Source organism: Agromyces mediolanus, assembly GCF_023715325.1.
GTDB lineage: Bacteria > Actinomycetota > Actinomycetes > Actinomycetales > Microbacteriaceae > Agromyces > Agromyces mediolanus_A.
The window spans coordinates 176446-191831 of record NZ_JAMBNX010000004.1; the positions used below are offsets into that span (position 1 = coordinate 176446).

The 15386-nt window shown below is 72.5% G+C and carries 14 protein-coding genes; 7 read left to right on the top strand and 7 right to left on the bottom strand.

Annotated features, from left to right (window positions below):
* Window positions 1-236: 236 nt before the first annotated feature.
* The 3 genes from M3147_RS08970 to M3147_RS08980 form a co-directional block, all read right to left on the bottom strand.
* Window positions 237-1148, bottom strand: coding sequence for a DMT family transporter (locus M3147_RS08970; protein WP_251203311.1), 912 nt, complete (start codon window positions 1146-1148; stop codon window positions 237-239).
* A gap of 344 nt (window positions 1149-1492) precedes the next feature.
* Complete coding sequence (locus M3147_RS08975) at window positions 1493-3133, bottom strand: solute symporter family protein (RefSeq protein ID WP_251203124.1); 1641 nt, start codon at window positions 3131-3133, stop codon at window positions 1493-1495.
* A complete protein-coding gene (locus tag M3147_RS08980; protein ID WP_251203125.1) occupies window positions 3130-3552 on the bottom strand; it encodes a DUF485 domain-containing protein in 423 nt (140 codons plus the stop codon). The genes M3147_RS08975 and M3147_RS08980 overlap by 4 nt, the downstream gene beginning before the upstream one ends.
* Before the next feature lie 195 nt (window positions 3553-3747).
* Between M3147_RS08980 and M3147_RS08985 the strand changes: the two genes are divergently transcribed.
* From M3147_RS08985 to M3147_RS09005, 5 genes are all read left to right on the top strand, one after another.
* Window positions 3748-5034 (top strand): sensor histidine kinase, encoded by a 1287-nt coding sequence (locus M3147_RS08985; RefSeq protein ID WP_251203126.1) that lies wholly within the window; start codon window positions 3748-3750, stop codon window positions 5032-5034.
* The gene (locus tag M3147_RS08990) at window positions 5031-5762 is read left to right on the top strand and encodes a LytR/AlgR family response regulator transcription factor (RefSeq protein ID WP_251203127.1); all 732 of its coding nucleotides are present in this window, start codon (window positions 5031-5033) and stop codon (window positions 5760-5762) included. The genes M3147_RS08985 and M3147_RS08990 overlap by 4 nt, the downstream gene beginning before the upstream one ends.
* Window positions 5763-6007: 245 nt before the next feature.
* On the top strand, window positions 6008-6265 hold the full coding sequence (locus M3147_RS08995; protein WP_251203128.1) for a hypothetical protein: 258 nt from the start codon (window positions 6008-6010) through the stop codon (window positions 6263-6265).
* Complete coding sequence (locus tag M3147_RS09000; protein ID WP_439954195.1) at window positions 6262-7950, top strand: sodium/solute symporter; 1689 nt, start codon at window positions 6262-6264, stop codon at window positions 7948-7950. Before M3147_RS08995 ends, M3147_RS09000 begins: the two co-directional genes overlap by 4 nt.
* The gene (locus tag M3147_RS09005) at window positions 7878-8558 is read left to right on the top strand and encodes a sulfite exporter TauE/SafE family protein (protein ID WP_285873739.1); all 681 of its coding nucleotides are present in this window, start codon (window positions 7878-7880) and stop codon (window positions 8556-8558) included. Before M3147_RS09000 ends, M3147_RS09005 begins: the two co-directional genes overlap by 73 nt.
* 548 nt (window positions 8559-9106) lie before the next feature.
* Here the strand turns inward: M3147_RS09005 and M3147_RS09010 are convergent.
* Window positions 9107-9751, bottom strand: a complete 645-nt coding sequence (locus M3147_RS09010) for a GNAT family N-acetyltransferase (protein ID WP_251203130.1) — start codon at window positions 9749-9751, stop codon at window positions 9107-9109.
* A 253-nt stretch (window positions 9752-10004) separates the two neighbouring features.
* Between M3147_RS09010 and M3147_RS09015 the strand changes: the two genes are divergently transcribed.
* The gene (locus M3147_RS09015) at window positions 10005-10223 is read left to right on the top strand and encodes an antitoxin (protein ID WP_251203131.1); all 219 of its coding nucleotides are present in this window, start codon (window positions 10005-10007) and stop codon (window positions 10221-10223) included.
* Window positions 10224-10362: 139 nt separating this feature from the next.
* Here M3147_RS09015 and M3147_RS09020 read toward each other — a convergent pair whose 3' ends face one another.
* From M3147_RS09020 to M3147_RS09030, 3 genes are all read right to left on the bottom strand, one after another.
* Entirely contained in the window at window positions 10363-11649 is a 1287-nt protein-coding gene (locus M3147_RS09020; RefSeq protein WP_251203132.1) for an adenylosuccinate synthase, read from the bottom strand.
* A gap of 1 nt (window position 11650) precedes the next feature.
* Entirely contained in the window at window positions 11651-12127 is a 477-nt protein-coding gene (locus tag M3147_RS09025) for a DUF3151 family protein (RefSeq protein ID WP_251203133.1), read from the bottom strand.
* Between the two features lie 97 nt (window positions 12128-12224).
* Entirely contained in the window at window positions 12225-13679 is a 1455-nt protein-coding gene (locus tag M3147_RS09030) for a S8 family peptidase (RefSeq protein WP_251203134.1), read from the bottom strand.
* Between the two features lie 210 nt (window positions 13680-13889).
* Between M3147_RS09030 and argG the strand changes: the two genes are divergently transcribed.
* A complete protein-coding gene (argG, locus tag M3147_RS09035; protein ID WP_251203135.1) occupies window positions 13890-15314 on the top strand; it encodes an argininosuccinate synthase in 1425 nt (474 codons plus the stop codon).
* The last annotated feature ends 72 nt before the right edge of the window (window positions 15315-15386 follow it).

Consider the following 15386-nt stretch of genomic DNA (forward strand, 5'->3'; position numbering starts at 1 on the left):
TGCGCCAGCACAAGTGGCGCGCCCAGGTGGAACTGGCGCGCACGCCCGGGAGCAGGAAGCGGATGCCCCACCGGCACGAGCGGGCGCGCCACTTCAGTGCCGTCGCGCCAGTTCGCCATCGCCGATTGGGCGCCGCACCCCGCGCGCGCCCGCCCAGCGGCACGGGCGGACGGACGCGCGCGCCCAGCAAGCAGGACAGGCCCACGGACCAGAGCTCGGCGCGGACCGGCGCTGCGCTACGCCGCGGGCGCCTCCGACGCGGTGCGCCGTGGCAGACGCAGCCGGCCCTGAGCGAGCAGGATGCCGAGCAGCACGAGCAGCGCGCCGATCGGCTCGTGCCAGCCGAACCGTTCACCGAGCAGCGCGACGCCGAGCGCGACCCCGACCACCGGCGTGACGTAGGTGACGGTCGAGGTGCCGGTCGGGCCCCAGGCGCGCAGCACGTTGATGTTCCAGATGTAGGCGAATCCCGTGCCGAGAATGCCGAGTGCGAGCAGCGAACCGACGATCGTCCAGTCGAGCTGCACCGGCCCGAGCGCGAGCCAGGGCGTCAGCACGAGCATCACGACCGCGGCGACCCCGATGGAGAGGAAGGCGAAGGTCGCCGGAGCGATCGGTCGCTGGCTCAGGAACTTGCGCTGGTACCCGAAGCTGAAGCCGTAGCAGGCCGTCGCGACGAGGCACGCGAGCTGCCCCGCGAGGCTGCCGGTGAGGGCGTGGTACTGCCACGGTCCGATCACAACGACGACCCCGACGATGCCGATGCCGACGCCCACCCAGCGGCTGAGCCCGAGCCGCTCGACCCGGAACACGAGGGTCGCCATCAGCGCCGTCATGATGGGCGTCGTCGCGTTGTAGATCGAGGCGAGGCTCGAGGAGACGTACTGCTCGGCCCACGCGAAGGACAGGTAGGGGATGACGCAGGTGGCGAACGAGACGACGAGGAAATGCAGCCACACGATGGGCTCGCGTGGCAGCACGGGCCCGGGGCGGCCGTCGGCGGCCGGCACGCGCGGGCGCGTGACCGCGACGATGACGCCGAGGGTGAGGGCCCCGAGCAGCACTCGCGACCAGGCGATCTGACCGAAGCTCACCCCCGCGAGCGCGAGCTTCATGAAGAGGAAGCTCGCGCCCCACACGACCCCCATCACGAGGAACTGCGCCCACGTCGACCACCGCTTCGGCCCGGGCAGGGCGGTGGCTGCGGCCTGGCCGGGTGCCGGCGCTTCGCGGGGTTCGGTGCTGCTCACTCGTCGAGGCTACGGCCGACCGCCGACGCCCGGAACGGCTCGAGGCATCCCTGTCCGGAATCCGCCGATGATCGGCAGGCGAGCCGCGCATGCCCGCCCGCGCCGCGGCCCCGGACACCACCGAGCCGCCCGCTGCGACGGCAGCGGACGGCTCGGTTCGGGGTTCCGGCGCGACACGGGCAGGCGTTCCCGCCACACCGAAACGGATGCCCGGCGGCGCGCCCCACGCGCCGCCGGGCCGTCTAGTGCTCGCTCGCCTTCTCGGCGCCGATGCCCGTGAGCGAGCGCACCTCCATCTCCGACTGCTTCGCCGGATCCTCCGTGCCGCGGTCGAGCACGGTGCCGAGCCAGCCGAGGAAGAACGCCAGCGGGATCGAGACGATGCCCGGGTTCGACAGCGGGAAGAACGCGAAGTCGATCGCTTCGGTCTTCAGCATCGAGGTCTCCGAGCCCGACACCACCGGCGAGAAGACGATGAGCACGATCGCCGAGGCGAGGCCGCCGTACATGCTCCAGAGCGCGCCCTTCGTGGAGAAGCGCTTCCAGTAGAGGGAGTACACGATCGTCGGCAGGTTCGCCGAGGCCGCCACCGCGAAGGCGAGCGCCACGAGGAACGCGACGTTCTGCCCGTTCGCCCCGATCCCGCCGATGATCGCCACGATGCCGATGATCACGACCGTGCGCCGGGCGACCTTCACCTCGGCGCCGGCCTCCGGCTTGCCCTTCTTCACGACCGAGGCGTAGATGTCGTGCGCGAACGAGGCCGCCGCCGTGATGGTGAGCCCCGCGACGACCGCGAGGATCGTCGCGAACGCGATCGCCGAGATCAGTCCGAGCAGCAGCGGCCCGCCCAACGAGAACGCGAGCAGCGGCGCGGCGGAGTTCGGTCCGCCGGGCGCTGCGGCGATGACGGATGGCCCGACGAGCGCCGCAGCACCGTAGCCGAGCACGAGGGTGAAGACGTAGAAGATGCCGATCAGCCAGATCGCCCAGACGACCGACTTGCGCGCCTCCTTCGCCGTCGGCACCGTGTAGAACCGCATCAGCACGTGCGGCAGCGCCGCGGTGCCGAGCACGAGCGCGAGGCCGAGCGAGAGGAAGTCGATCTTCGAGAGGTCGGAGACGCCGTACTTCAGGCCCGGGTCGAGGATCGCGGGGTTCTCGGCCACGGCGACGGCCTGGTCGAGCAACGCCGAGAAGTCGAAGCCGTTGATCGCGAGCACCCACACCGTCATCACGCCGGCGCCCGCGATGAGCAGCACCGCCTTGATGATCTGCACCCAGGTGGTGCCCTTCATCCCGCCGATGAGCACGTAGAGGATCATCAGCGCGCCGACCACGGTGATCACGAGCGACTGGCCGAGCAGATCGCTGATCCCGAGCAGCAGCGACACCAGGCCGCCGGCCCCGGCCATCTGCGCGAGCAGGTAGAAGAAGCACACGACGAGCGTGGTGATGGCCGCGGCGATGCGCACCGGCTTCTGCTTCAACCGGAACGACAGCACGTCGGCCATGGTGAACCGGCCCGTGTTGCGCAGCAGCTCAGCGACGAGCAGCAGCGCAACGAGCCAGGCCACCAGGAAGCCGATCGAGTAGAGGAAGCCGTCGTAGCCGGTCATCGCGATCGCGCCGACGATGCCGAGGAACGAGGCGGCCGAGAGATAGTCGCCCGCGATCGCGGAGCCGTTCTGCCCACCCGTGAACGAGCGCCCGGCGGCGTAGTAGTCGGCGGCGGTCTTGTTGTTCCGGCTGGCGCGGAAGACGATGATCATCGTGATCGCCACGAAGGCGCCGAAGATCGCGATGTTGAGCCACGGCTCGCCGGGGGCGTTCGCGGCGGCCGGCTCGGCGGCGAGACGGAGGCCGAGGACTGCGGCGCTCATCGGGTCGCCTCCGGGGTCGAGGCGGAGGAGCTGGTCGAGGCGGCGGAGCTGGCCGAAACATCCGAGGCATCCGCGATCTCCGCCTCGATCTCCTCGCGGATCTCGCTCGCGATCGGGTCGAGTCGGCGATTGGCGAAGCTCACGTACCAGGTGGTCACCGCGAAGGTGGTGACCACCTGTGCGAGCCCGAGCAGCATGGCGACGTTCACACTGCCGAACACCCGCGTCGACATGAAGTCGTGTGCGTAGCTGGCGAGCAGCACGTAGGCGAGGTACCAGACGAGGCAGGCGGCCAGCACGGGGAACACGAACCCGCGCTGGCGCCTCCTCAACCGCTGGAACCGCTCCGACTGCTGGACCGCGCGGTAGTCGACGATGGGACGGTTCGTCTCCTCCGCGCTCAGGGCGTCGTTGCCCATGGCGTCTCCTTCGAGGTCGTCGGTGCGACATCGCACCGTGCGGCCCCTCGATGCCAGAGGCTGCGGGCCGCGGTGCGACCATGCTGCCGTCGGCGACCGCGCACCGGGGACCGTCGCCGCTCGTCGTCGCCAAGCGGTGCCGATCGTGCGACGAACGACGGCCGGCCGCGATGAACGATCGCTACGCTGGCCTGCATGCCCGAGTCCCTGGTGGTGGCCGCGGCGGCCGGCGTCGTCGCCGGCGCGCTCGCCGTCGGGCTCGTCGTGCTCCTGCGCCGCCTCGTGGTCTCCTCGAAGGAGCTCGGCACCGAGGCCGAGCGCGCCACCTATCAGACCCTCCACCTCGCGTCGAAGGCGGCCGCGCACCTCCGCGGCGGCGTCGGCGTCGAGGACGCGAAGCGCGCGGGCCGGCACCTGAAGGCGCTGCTCGGCTGCGACACCCTCGCGATCGTCGACCCGGGCGGGGTCGTCGCGCTCGACGGCGACGACGGTCTGCGCGAGACGGCCGCGGAACTCGCCGCCGCCGCGCACGAATCCGGCAAGCCGCAGGTGCAGCGGCGGGTGCCGCGTTCGGGCCGCGGCCGGCAGGGCGCCAGAGAGACGGATGCCATTGCGGCCCCCATCCTCGTCGGCCGGCGGCCGGTCGGGGCGATCGTCGCGTTCGCGGCCCCCGTGCGCGCCGGGCTCGTGCGTGCGACCGCCGAGGTCGCCGACTGGGTCGCCGCGCAGGTCGAGCTCGGCGAGCTCGACGCCTCCCGCACCGCCCTCGCCGAGGCCGAGGTGCGGGCGCTCCGAGCCCAGATCAGCCCGCACTTCATCTACAACTCGCTGAACGCGATCGCCTCCTTCATCAACACCGACCCGGCCGAGGCGCGCGAGCTCGTGCTGGAGTTCGCGGACTTCACGCGGTACTCGTTCCGGCGGCACGGCGAGTTCACGACGGTGGCCGACGAGCTCGGCTCGATCGACAGCTACCTGCGCCTCGAGCGGGCGCGCTTCGGCGAGCGGCTGCGGGTGACCCTGCAGATCGCGCCGGAGGTGCTCGGCGCGATCGTGCCGTTCCTGTCGATCCAGCCGCTCGTCGAGAACGCGGTGCGGCACGGCCTCGAGGCGAAGGAGGGCGGCGGGCGCATCACGATCACCGCCGAGGACTCCGGCGCCTACGCGGAGATCAGTGTGGAGGACGACGGCGTCGGCTTCGATCCGGAACTCATCCGCGAGGTGCTGGCCGGTGGGCAGGGCGACGCGCACGTCGGCCTCCGGAACGTCGACGCCCGCCTCCGCCAGGTGTACGGCGACGAGCACGGCCTCGTGATCGAGACCGCCCGCGGGGCCGGCACGCTCGTGCGCATGCGGGTGCCGAAGGCGGCGCCGCCCCCCACCGAGTTGCCCGACTTCCATGGAAGTCGGGCAAGTCGAGAGGGAAGCGGGGCGCCGCCGCCCGTGCCGCGACCGGAGCGGGATGGGAGACTCGAACCGTGATCTCCGTCCTCGTCGCCGACGATGAGCAGCCCGCGATCGACGAGCTGGTGTACCTGCTCGGGCAGGACCCGCGCGTCGGCGTCATCCACCAGGCCTCGTCCGGAGCTGAGGCGGTGCGCTTGCTCACCCGCGAGCCGGTCGATGCGGCGTTCCTCGACATCCACATGCCGGGCCTCTCCGGCTTCGACCTGGCGCGCGCGCTGCAGCGCTTCGAGCGCCGGCCCGCACTCGTCTTCGTCACCGCCGACGAGGAGGGCGCGCTCGAGGCCTTCGACCTCGCCGCCGTCGACTACCTGCTGAAACCCGTGCGCGCCGAGCGGCTGGCGCGCTCGGTGGGCCGCATCGCCGAGGCGCTGCGGCCGCCGGCGCCGGATGCCTCGCCGGCCGGCGAGATGATCGCGGTGCCGCTCGGCGGGACGACGCGGATGATCCGACGAGACGAGGTGCGCTACGTGCAGGCCCAGGGCGACTACGCCAGGCTGCACACCGAGGCCGGCACGCACCTCGTGCGCGTGCCGATCTCCGACCTCGAGAAGCAGTGGGCGGAGGCCGGCTTCGTGCGGGTGCACCGCTCGTACCTCGTCGCCCTGGCGCACGTCTCGCGCATCCGGCTCGGCTCCGACCACCCGGCGGTCGTCGTGGGCGACGTCGAGCTGCCCGTGAGCCGGCGGATGCTGCCGGGCCTGCGCGACCGCCTCGCCCAGTCGAGTGTGCGGCCCCGCCCGTGAGCGAGCCGGGGTGGTCCCCTGAGCCCGTCGAAGGGGTGCCGCGCCCTTCGACAGGCTCAGGGAACCAGGGCCCTTCGACGAGCTCAGGGAACCAACCCCCTTCGACAGGCTCAGGGAACCAGGATCGCCCGCCCGCCCGCGTCCGCGTCACCGCCGCCGGCACCCCGCGACCCGCCCCGCCCCGCGCCGCCCTCCGTCTCGGCCGCGCGCCGGAAGCCCCCACGAGTGACATCCGCGGCGTCTACGTGCGGTCCCTCATCCGCTCGCAGCTGCGTCTCGGCCTCGTGTTCGCGGGCGGGTTCTGCCTCGCCACCGCCCTCTTCGTCGCCGCGATCGTGCTCGTGCCGGGACTCGACGAGCAGTTCGTCGCGGGCGTGCCGGTCGCCTGGTTGCTGCTGGCCTTCGGCCTGTACCCGCTGGTCATCACCGTGGGCGTGCTGTACGCCCGGGCGGCGGCGCGCAACGAGGCCCGGTTCCGGCAGCTCGCCGAGGACGAGACGTGAACCCGGTCACCGGGTACACGGCGATCGTGGTCGTCTCGCTGGCCTCGGCGCTGATCGGCTTCTACGGTCTCCGAGTCTCGCGCACGACGGGCGACTTCTATGTGGCGAGCCGGACGGTGCGGCCCTGGTGGAATGCCTCGGCCATCGGCGGGGAGTACCTCTCCGCGGCGTCGTTCCTCGGCGTCGCCGGGCTGGTGCTGCTCAGCGGCTCGGCCGGATTCTGGTTCCCGATCGGGTACACGGCGGGATACTTGATGCTGCTGCTCTTCGTGGCGGCCCCGCTCCGCCGGAGCGGGGCGTACACGATCCCCGATTTCACCGCCGCCCGACTCGAATCGCGCTGGGTGCGCCGGGTCACGAGCACCCTCGTCATCCTCGTCGGCTGGTTCTACATCGTGCCGCAACTGCAGGGCGCCGCCCTGACCGTTCGGATCACGACCGGCCTGCCGCCATGGGCGGGCTCGCTCGCCGTCGCCGTGATCGTCGCCGTGGTCGTCGTCGCGGGCGGCATGCGGTCGATCACCTTCGTGCAGGCGTTCCAGTTCTGGCTGAAGCTGACGGCGCTCGCGGTGCCGGCGGTGGCGCTGCTCATCGTCGTCTCCGGGGGCGTGCCCGGCCTCGAGGCGCGTGCGGCCCTCGCCCCGGAGCTCGCGTTCCCGGCCGAGGCCGGGCCGCACGGCCTCGACGCGTACCGCACGGTGTCGCTGATGGTGGCGCTGCTGTTCGGCACACTCGGCCTTCCGCATGTGCTCGTGCGCTTCTACACGAATCCGGATGGCTCGGCCGCCCGCCGCACGACGGTGATCGTGCTCGCCCTGCTGTCGGTGTTCTACGTCTTCCCGACCGTGTTCGGTCTGCTCGGCCGGGCTTTCGCGCCGGAGCTCGCCGAGGGCGGCCGCGCCGATGCGCTCGTGCTGCTCCTGCCGGGACTGCTCGTGCCCGGCCTGTGGGGGGAACTGCTCACCGCCCTCGTGATCGGCGGGGCGTTCGCGGCCTTCCTCTCGACGAGCTCGGGGCTGGTGGTCTCTCTCGCGGGCGTCGTCAGCCAGGACCTCCTCGGCGGCAGCGTACGCGGCTTCCGCATCGCGGCGGTGCTCTCCACCCTGGTGCCGCTCGCCGTCGCGCTCGTCACCGAGTCCTCGGGGCTCGCCGGCAGCGTGGGGCTCGTCTTCGCGTTCACCGCCTCGACCCTGTGCCCGGTGCTGCTGCTCGGCATCTGGTGGCGCGGCCTCACCGCGCGCGGCGCGATCGCCGGGATGGTGACGGGGGCGCTGCTCTCGGGCGGGGCGATCCTCGCGAGCGCCGCCGGCGCGACGGCCGACGCGCCGGGCTGGCTGCGGCCGCTTGTCGAGCAGCCGGCGGCGAGGATCCGGGGCGCTCGCCGTCGCGGTCATCGTGCTCGTCTCGCTCGCGGACCGGCGGCGGATGCCTCGGAGCACCGACGCCTTCCTCGCCCGCCTGCATGTGCCGGAGCGGCCGCGCTGAGCGTCGGGACCGCCCGGCCGACCGCCCGCCCGCCGGGTTCTGCCACCGCCCCGGCTAGGCTGGATCGGTGCTGCTGCCCGTCGCGATCTCCGTCCTCGTCGGCGCGTTCGCACAGCGCATCACGGGCATGGGTTTCGCGCTCATCGCGTCGCCGGCCCTCGTCATCCTGCTCGGCCCCTTCGACGGCGTCATCATCGTGAATGTCTGCGCGGTGCTCTCCTCGCTCCTCATCCTGCCCAGGGTGTGGAAGGAGGTGGACTGGCGCCGTTTCGCCTGGCTCGTCGTCCCGGCGCTCGTGGGCACGCTGTTCGGCACTCTCGCCGCGACCGCGATCCCCGGTCCCTGGCTGCAGCTCGGCATCGGTGCGCTCGTGATCGTCGCACTCACCGTCACCCTCCTCGTGACCCGCACGGAGCACGTGGTCCACGGGGCGCCGCCGGCGATCCTGACCGGGGCGGCTTCGGGCTTCATGAACTCGGCCGCAGGGGTCGGCGGCCCGGCGCTCAGCGTCTACGCGGTCGCGAGCCGCTGGTCGCAGACGGGCTTCGCGGCGACCGCGCAGGCGTACTTCATCGTGATCGGCTCGGCGGCGCTCGTCAGCAAGCTCGCGACCACCGGTTGGGCGCTGCCGGAGCTCGAGCCGGGCGCGTGGCCGTGGGTGATCGCCGCGCTGCTCGTGGGGCTCCTGCTCGGCGAGCTGCTGCACGCGCGCATCAGTCACCGGGCGGCGCGCATCGCGGTCATCGCGATCGCCTACCTCGGGGGTGCCGCCGCCCTCGTGGACGGCGCGCTCGAGCTGCTCGGCTGACCCCGCCGCGCTCCCGCGCGCCGCGCTCCCGCCCCGCACGCCCGCCCCGCGGGCCGCGCTCCCGCCTCCGTCCGCTCCCCCTCCCGCCCCCGCGCGCCCGCACCCGCTCCCGCCCCCGCGCGCCCGCCCCCGCGCCCGCCCCGCGCGCCGCGCTCCCGCGCGCTCCGCGCTCCCGCCCCCGCAGCGCTCGCGAAAGGGTCGCATTGCGTCAGCGCTCAGGCGGGCACCCACCGAAGATGTCGCATTCTGACCCCGTCGCGAGTTCGGGAGCGGGAGCGAGAGCGCGCGGGTGCAGGAGCGGATGCGAGAGCGGGAGCGGGTGCAGGAGCAGATGCGAGAGCGGGAGCGAGAGCAGGAGCGGATGCGAGAGCGAGAGCAGGAGCGGGATGCAGGAGCGAGAGCAGGAGCGGGATGCAGGAGCGGGATGCAGGAGCGGGCGGGAGCGGATACAGGAGCGCGGGCGAGAGCGGGTGCGGGAGCAGGAACGGGAACGGGGACGCGCTCGAACTGCTCGGCTGAGCGGGCGCGCTCCGGCCTCGGCCTCGCGCTCAGGTGCGGAGCGTCACCGGTCCGTCGCCGAGCGCGGCGAGCCGCGCCTCGAGCCCCGCCCGCACCTCGGGCCACTCGTCGATGACGACCGAGTACACCGCGCTGTCGCGCCAGCTGCCGTCGGCCCGCCGCTTGTCGCGCCGCATCACACCGTCGAGCTTCGCCCCGAGCTTCTCGATCGCCCGGCGGGAGCGGGCGTTCGCGGCATCCGCCTGGATCTTCACCCGGCCGAAGCCGTGCTCGAAAGCGAGGCCGAGCAGCAGCAGCTTCGCCTCGGGATTGACGGCGGTGCCCCACACGCGAGGGTCGTATCCGGTCCAGCCGATGTGCGTCGACTCGTTCGTGAGGTCGAAGTCGGCGAGCTTCGTGGCGCCGACGATGCGCCCGTCATCGGGTCCGCCGACGAGGCGCACGGTGAAGGGCCGCTGCTCGGCACCGGCCGTGCCTCCGTAGTAGCCCGTCGCCCAGCGGTCGAACGCCTCCCGGCCGGCGGGCAGCCCGGCGGGGCCCCCGCCGTAGCCGCCGGCGAACACCTCGGGACGGCAGAGCGCCTCGAAGAGGCCGGCGAGGTCGTCAGGATGCCACGGCGAGAGCCGGATGCGGACGCCGCGGAGCTCGGCGCTGGCGGGAAGGATCGCGGTCACGGGTCGAGTTTCGCACGCCCGCCCGCCGCGGGGCGCCGGGCGGCTCCGGCACCGGGCTCCGGGCGGCTCCGGCGCCGAGGCCGGCACTGAGGCCGTCGCCGAGGCCGTCGCCGGACCAGAATGCCGATCCGACCGGCGATTCTCCGCGCTCGTCGAAGTGTGACGCGGGGCGCGAATGTCCCCTTCCGGTGCGGCCCCGCGTGTGCGACGATGACGACGAAACCACCATTCCGAGCGAGCGAAAGGACCCAGCATGGGGGCACTGGACGACGCGGCCAAGCAGGCCGGCGACTTCATCACCGAGAACAAGGACAAGATCAACGACGCGCTGAAGAGCGAGCAGGCCGAGGGCATCAGCGACTCGGTGCTCGACGGGGTCGCCGACTTCGCGAAGAAGGTCACCGGCGGCAAGTTCGACGAGCAGATCGACGGCGCGCGCAACACGGCCGACGGCGCCATCGGCAACGAGTAACGCCACCGGCGACGGGTTGCCCCAGCGGCGGCACCTCACGCCGGCGACCGGGAGCCCCAGCGGCGACGCGACGAGGGGCGGATGCATCGGCATCCGCCCCTCGTCGCATGATCGGGCCGCGGTGCGGCCGATGCGCCTGTTAGTCGATCAGCTCGTGCAGCTGCACGATGGCGTCACGCTCGGGGCCGACGCCGATCGCCGAGATGCGCGAGCCGCTCATCGCCTCGAGCTCCCGCACGTAGGCCTGCGCGTTCGCGGGCAGGTCGGCGAACTCGCGCGCTCCGGAGAGGTCCTCGGTCCAGCCGGGGAACTCCTCGTAGATCGGCTTCGCGTGGTGGAAGTCGGACTGCGACACGGGCACCTCGTCGAAGCGCTCGCCGTCGACGTCGTACGCGACGCACACCGGGATGCGCTCGATGCCGGTGAGCACGTCGAGCTTCGTCAGCACGAAGTCCGTGACCCCGTTGATGCGCGCCGCGTAGCGGGCGATCGGGGCGTCGTACCAGCCGGTGCGGCGGCGGCGTCCGGTCGTGGTGCCGAACTCGTGCCCGTTCTCGGTGAGGAAGTCGCCCCACTCGTCGAAGAGCTCGGTCGGGAAGGGGCCGGCGCCGACGCGGGTCGTGTACGCCTTGACGACGGCGATGACCCGGTCGATCTGGTTCGGCGCGATGCCGGAACCGGTGACCGCGCCGCCCGAGGTCGCGTTCGACGACGTGACGAAGGGGTACGTGCCGTGGTCGACGTCGAGCATCGTGGCCTGGCCGCCCTCGAAGAGCACGGTCTCGCCGCGGCCGAGCGCCTGGTGCAGCTCGAGCGCCGTGTCGGTGACCATGGGGCGCAGCCGGTCGACGTAGCCGAGCAGCTCGTCGACGATCTCGTCGACGGCGATCGCGCGGCGGTTGTAGACCTTCACGAGCAGGTGGTTCTTCTGGTCGAGGGCGCCCTCGACCTTCTGGCGCAGGATGTTCTCGTCGAAGAGGTCCTGCATGCGGATGCCGACGCGGTTGATCTTGTCGGCGTAGCTCGGCCCGATGCCGCGACCGGTGGTACCGATCTGCCGCTTGCCGAGGAAACGCTCCGTCACCTTGTCGAGCGTGCGGTGGTACTGGGTGATGACGTGCGCGTTCGCGGAGATGCGGAGCTTCGAGACATCCACCCCCCGGCTCGCGAGGCCCTCGAGCTCCTCGAACAGCACCTCGATGTCGACGACCACGCCGTTCGCGATGACCGGCGTGACGCCCGGCGTCAGGATGCCCGAGGGCAGCAGGTGCAGGGCGTACTTCTCCTCGCCGACGACGACGGTGTGCCCGGCGTTGTTGCCGCCGTTGAACTTCACGACGTAGTCGAGACGGGAACCGAGGAGGTCGGTGGCCTTCCCCTTGCCTTCGTCGCCCCACTGGGCTCCGACGAGTACGACCGCGGGCATATCAGTCCTCTCCTGCCGACGTCTCCGCCGGGATCACGGTGATGAGCTGGGTCGGCGTGAACTCGCTCGCGATGCGGGCGGGCGCCTCGGAATCGGCGGCCTCGAGCTCCGCGGCGAGCGCTTCGGCGCGCTCGGCGAGGCCGAGGGAGAGCGCGGCGCGACGCTGGGCGTCGAGGGCGCGCAGGTAGGCGCGGTTGGGCTCGTCGGCCCAGCGCACCGGGTCGCCGGCAGTCCAGCCGGCGACGGCCAGCTGCGCACGGGCGAACTCGACGGATGCCGCGGCGAAGGCGTAGGCCTCGATGGCCCGCCCCTCGGAGTCGGCGAGGTCGGCGAGCTCGGCCCAGGCGAGGGGCGACGAGGGATGTTCGGCGACGACGGCCTGTACGGCGCTGCGGTCGCCCGCGGCGAGGGCCTCGCGCACCTCCGGCTCGTCGGCCAGAGTGATCTCGGCCTCCGCCGATGCTTCGTCAGGAGTCACACTCCACCATATCGCGAGGGGCTCGCGACGCCCGGCTCCTCCGCCGGGAGCGCGCCGAGGGGCCTGGCCCGGAGGCCGGGCCCCTCGGCCCGTCGCGCTACTTCACGACGTTGTAGGCGTTGACGTTGCCCGCGCCGTAGAAGCCGTTGCGCGCGCCGCCGGTGCAGCTGGCCTCGTAGGCCGTCTCGCTGCCCGCCCACAGCGGCACCGGGTTGTAGACGCCCGCCGGGCAGGCGAGCGGCGTCGCCGAGCGCTCCAGGAAGGAGGCCAGCTGGCCGGGCTTCATGCCCGGGTGCGCGGACACGGCGAGCGCCGCGACGCCCGCGGCGTGCGGGCCGGCCATCGAGGTGCCCTGCTTGTAGCCCCAGCCTCCGGGCACGGTCGACAGCACGCCGTCCGACACGGTGCGGGCCGCGCCCTGCGTGCGGAAGCGGGTGTCACCGCCGGGGGCGGTCACGTCGACGACGCCCTGGCCGTACGAGGAGTAGTAGCTCTTCTGCTCGGTCGGTCCGACGGCCGACACCGTCACCACGCCCGGAGCCTCGGCCGGCAGGTCGCGGCAGGCGCCCGTGATCGTGCGGTCCTCGACCGGGGCGCTCCCGTCGTTCGGGCTCGTCGAGTCGACGAACTTGTGCTGCAGGTCGACGTTGCTGTTGCCCGCCGACGCCACCGTCAGCGTGCCCTTCGCCGCGGAGTACCGCAGCGCCCGCTGCACGGCCTGCCACACCGGCCGCTGGCTCGGGTCGTTCACGCAGTTGAACTCCCACGGGTCGATGTAATAGCTGTTGTTCGTCACCGGCATGCCGTGATCGGCCGCCCAGAGGTAGCCGCAGATGGCCGCCTCGGGGTAGATGTATCCGTCGTCGTTCACGACCTTCACCGCGGCCACCTTCACGCCGGGTGCGACGCCCGCGATGCCGACGCCGTTGATCGCCGCGGCGATCGTGCCGGCGACGTGGGTGCCGTGGTCCGAGGTCGTCGGGTTCCAGGCGGCCTCGTCGGTGTCGACGACGCCGCCGATGCACGACGCGCTCTGCTCGTACGCGATCTGCGTGGTGAGGTCGGGATGGCTCGAGTCGATGCCGGAGTCGAGCACGCCCACGACGACCGACGGATCGCCCGTGGTCACGCCGTGCGCCTCCGCGACGTCGATCTGCTGCATGTCCCACTGCAGGCCCCACAGCGGCTCGGCGGTGGGGTCGCCGGGCGCGCCGAGCGCCGCCGGGTCGACCGGGGCGGCGGCATCGTCGTCGATGAGCGTGGTGCCGAGCCCGTCGGTCGCGGCGACCTCGAGGCCGCCGCCGACGCGCGAGGCGAAGTCGCCGGACGACGACTTCACGACGAGCACGCCGATCTGATCGTAGGCCGCGACCACGGTGCCGCCGGCGGCGGCCACGCGCTTCTGGGCGTTCTTCGTGCCCTGGCCCTGAGGCCCCAGCACCAGATAGCTGTGCTCCTGGCCGTCGTCGGCTGCGGCCGGGGTTCCGGCTGCGCCCAGGAGGCCGATGGCGAGGACGGCGGCGCACGCCGTTCCGATCACCTTGCGATTCATTCCCTGTCTCCGTTCGAGGGGGTATGGATGCACGGTCGACCACGTCGTCGACCGGGACCGGCCGCCCCGCGGGTCGCGAGGACCCGGGCGTCGTCGCCCGGGCACGGCCGATGCTCGCGAGTCTAGCCACCCCCGCACGGGGGACACAGCGGGGCGGGGTCTCCGGATCGGCGGCGTCACGACCCGCCCCGCGCAACTAGGCTGGAGACCATGTCGAAGGTCCTGACCTCCCTGCCCGCCGGCGAGCGCGTCGGCATCGCCTTCTCCGGGGGGCTCGACACCTCCGTCGCCGTCGCCTGGATGCGCGAGAAGGGCGCGGTGCCCTGCACCTACACCGCCGATCTCGGCCAGCCCGACGAGCCCGACGTCGAGGCCGTGCCGGGCCGCGCGCTCGAGTACGGCGCCGAGCTCAGCCGCCTGGTCGACTGCAAGGCCGCGCTCGTCGAGGAGGGCCTCGTGGCGCTCCAGTGCGGCGCGTTCCACATCCGCTCCGGCGGCAAGACCTACTTCAACACCACGCCGCTCGGTCGTGCGGTGACGGGCACGCTGCTCGTGCGCGCGATGATGGAGGACGGGGTCGACATCTGGGGCGACGGCTCCACCTACAAGGGCAACGACATCGAGCGGTTCTACCGCTACGGGCTGATGGCCAACCCCCGGCTGCGCATCTACAAGCCGTGGCTCGACTCGGCCTTCGTCACCGAGCTCGGCGGCCGCCAGGAGATGAGCGAGTGGCTGCTCGAGCGCGAGCTGCCCTACCGCGCGAGCGCCGAGAAGGCCTACTCGACCGACGCGAACATCTGGGGCGCGACGCACGAGGCGAAGGTGCTCGAGGAGCTCTCGGCGGGCATCACCACGGTCGAGCCGATCATGGGCGTGAAGTTCTGGGACGAGTCGGTCGAGATCCCCGCCGAGGACGTCACCGTGCGCTTCGAGCAGGGCCGCCCGGTCGCGATCAACGGCGTCGAGTTCTCGGACGCCGTCGAGCTCGTGCTCGAGGCGAACCGCATCGGCGGCCGCCACGGCCTCGGCATGAGCGACCAGATCGAGAACCGCATCATCGAGGCGAAGTCCCGCGGCATCTACGAGGCGCCGGGCATGGCCCTGCTGCACCTCACGTACGAGCGCCTGCTGAACGCGATCCACAACGAGGACACGATCGCGAACTACCACAACGAGGGTCGCCGCCTCGGCCGGCTCATGTACGAGGGCCGCTGGCTCGACCCGCAGTCGCTCATGCTCCGCGAGTCGATCGTGCGGTGGGTCGCCTCGGCGGTCACCGGCGAGGTCACGGTGCGCCTGCGCCGCGGCGACGACTACACGATCCTGAACACGGAGGGCCCGGCGTTCAGCTACCAGCCCGAGAAGCTCTCGATGGAGCGCGTCGGCGACGCCGCCTTCGGCCCCGAGGACCGCATCGGCCAGCTGACCATGCGCAACCTCGACATCGCCGACTCGCGCAGCCGCCTCGAGCAGTACGCGCACCTCGGCATCGTCGGCGGCTCGACGGCCGCCCTGGTCGGCGACCTGGCCGAGGGCGAGGCGGCCGAGATCGCCGCTCCCGCCGACGACGCCGCCTCCGCCGCGACGGATGCCGCGATCGAGGCCGCGGCGTTCGACCTCGGCACCGACTGAGCGAAGCCGCACCCCGGCGCACAACGGAGCCCGGCACCGGGATGGTGCCGGGCTCCGTCGTCTGCGCACGGC

Coding starts and splice junctions, on each gene's coding strand:
- M3147_RS08970 (WP_251203311.1), bottom strand. CDS start 1,148: ATGGGGGTCGTGTGGGGCGCGAGCTTCCTCTTCATGAAGCTCGCGCTC.
- M3147_RS08975 (WP_251203124.1), bottom strand. CDS start 3,133: ATGAGCGCCGCAGTCCTCGGCCTCCGTCTCGCCGCCGAGCCGGCCGCC.
- M3147_RS08980 (WP_251203125.1), bottom strand. CDS start 3,552: ATGGGCAACGACGCCCTGAGCGCGGAGGAGACGAACCGTCCCATCGTC.
- M3147_RS08985 (WP_251203126.1), top strand. CDS start 3,748: ATGCCCGAGTCCCTGGTGGTGGCCGCGGCGGCCGGCGTCGTCGCCGGC.
- M3147_RS09005 (WP_285873739.1), top strand. CDS start 7,878: ATGGGTTTCGCGCTCATCGCGTCGCCGGCCCTCGTCATCCTGCTCGGC.
- M3147_RS09015 (WP_251203131.1), top strand. CDS start 10,005: ATGGGGGCACTGGACGACGCGGCCAAGCAGGCCGGCGACTTCATCACC.
- M3147_RS09020 (WP_251203132.1), bottom strand. CDS start 11,649: ATGCCCGCGGTCGTACTCGTCGGAGCCCAGTGGGGCGACGAAGGCAAG.
- M3147_RS09030 (WP_251203134.1), bottom strand. CDS start 13,679: ATGAATCGCAAGGTGATCGGAACGGCGTGCGCCGCCGTCCTCGCCATC.
- argG (WP_251203135.1), top strand. CDS start 13,890: ATGTCGAAGGTCCTGACCTCCCTGCCCGCCGGCGAGCGCGTCGGCATC.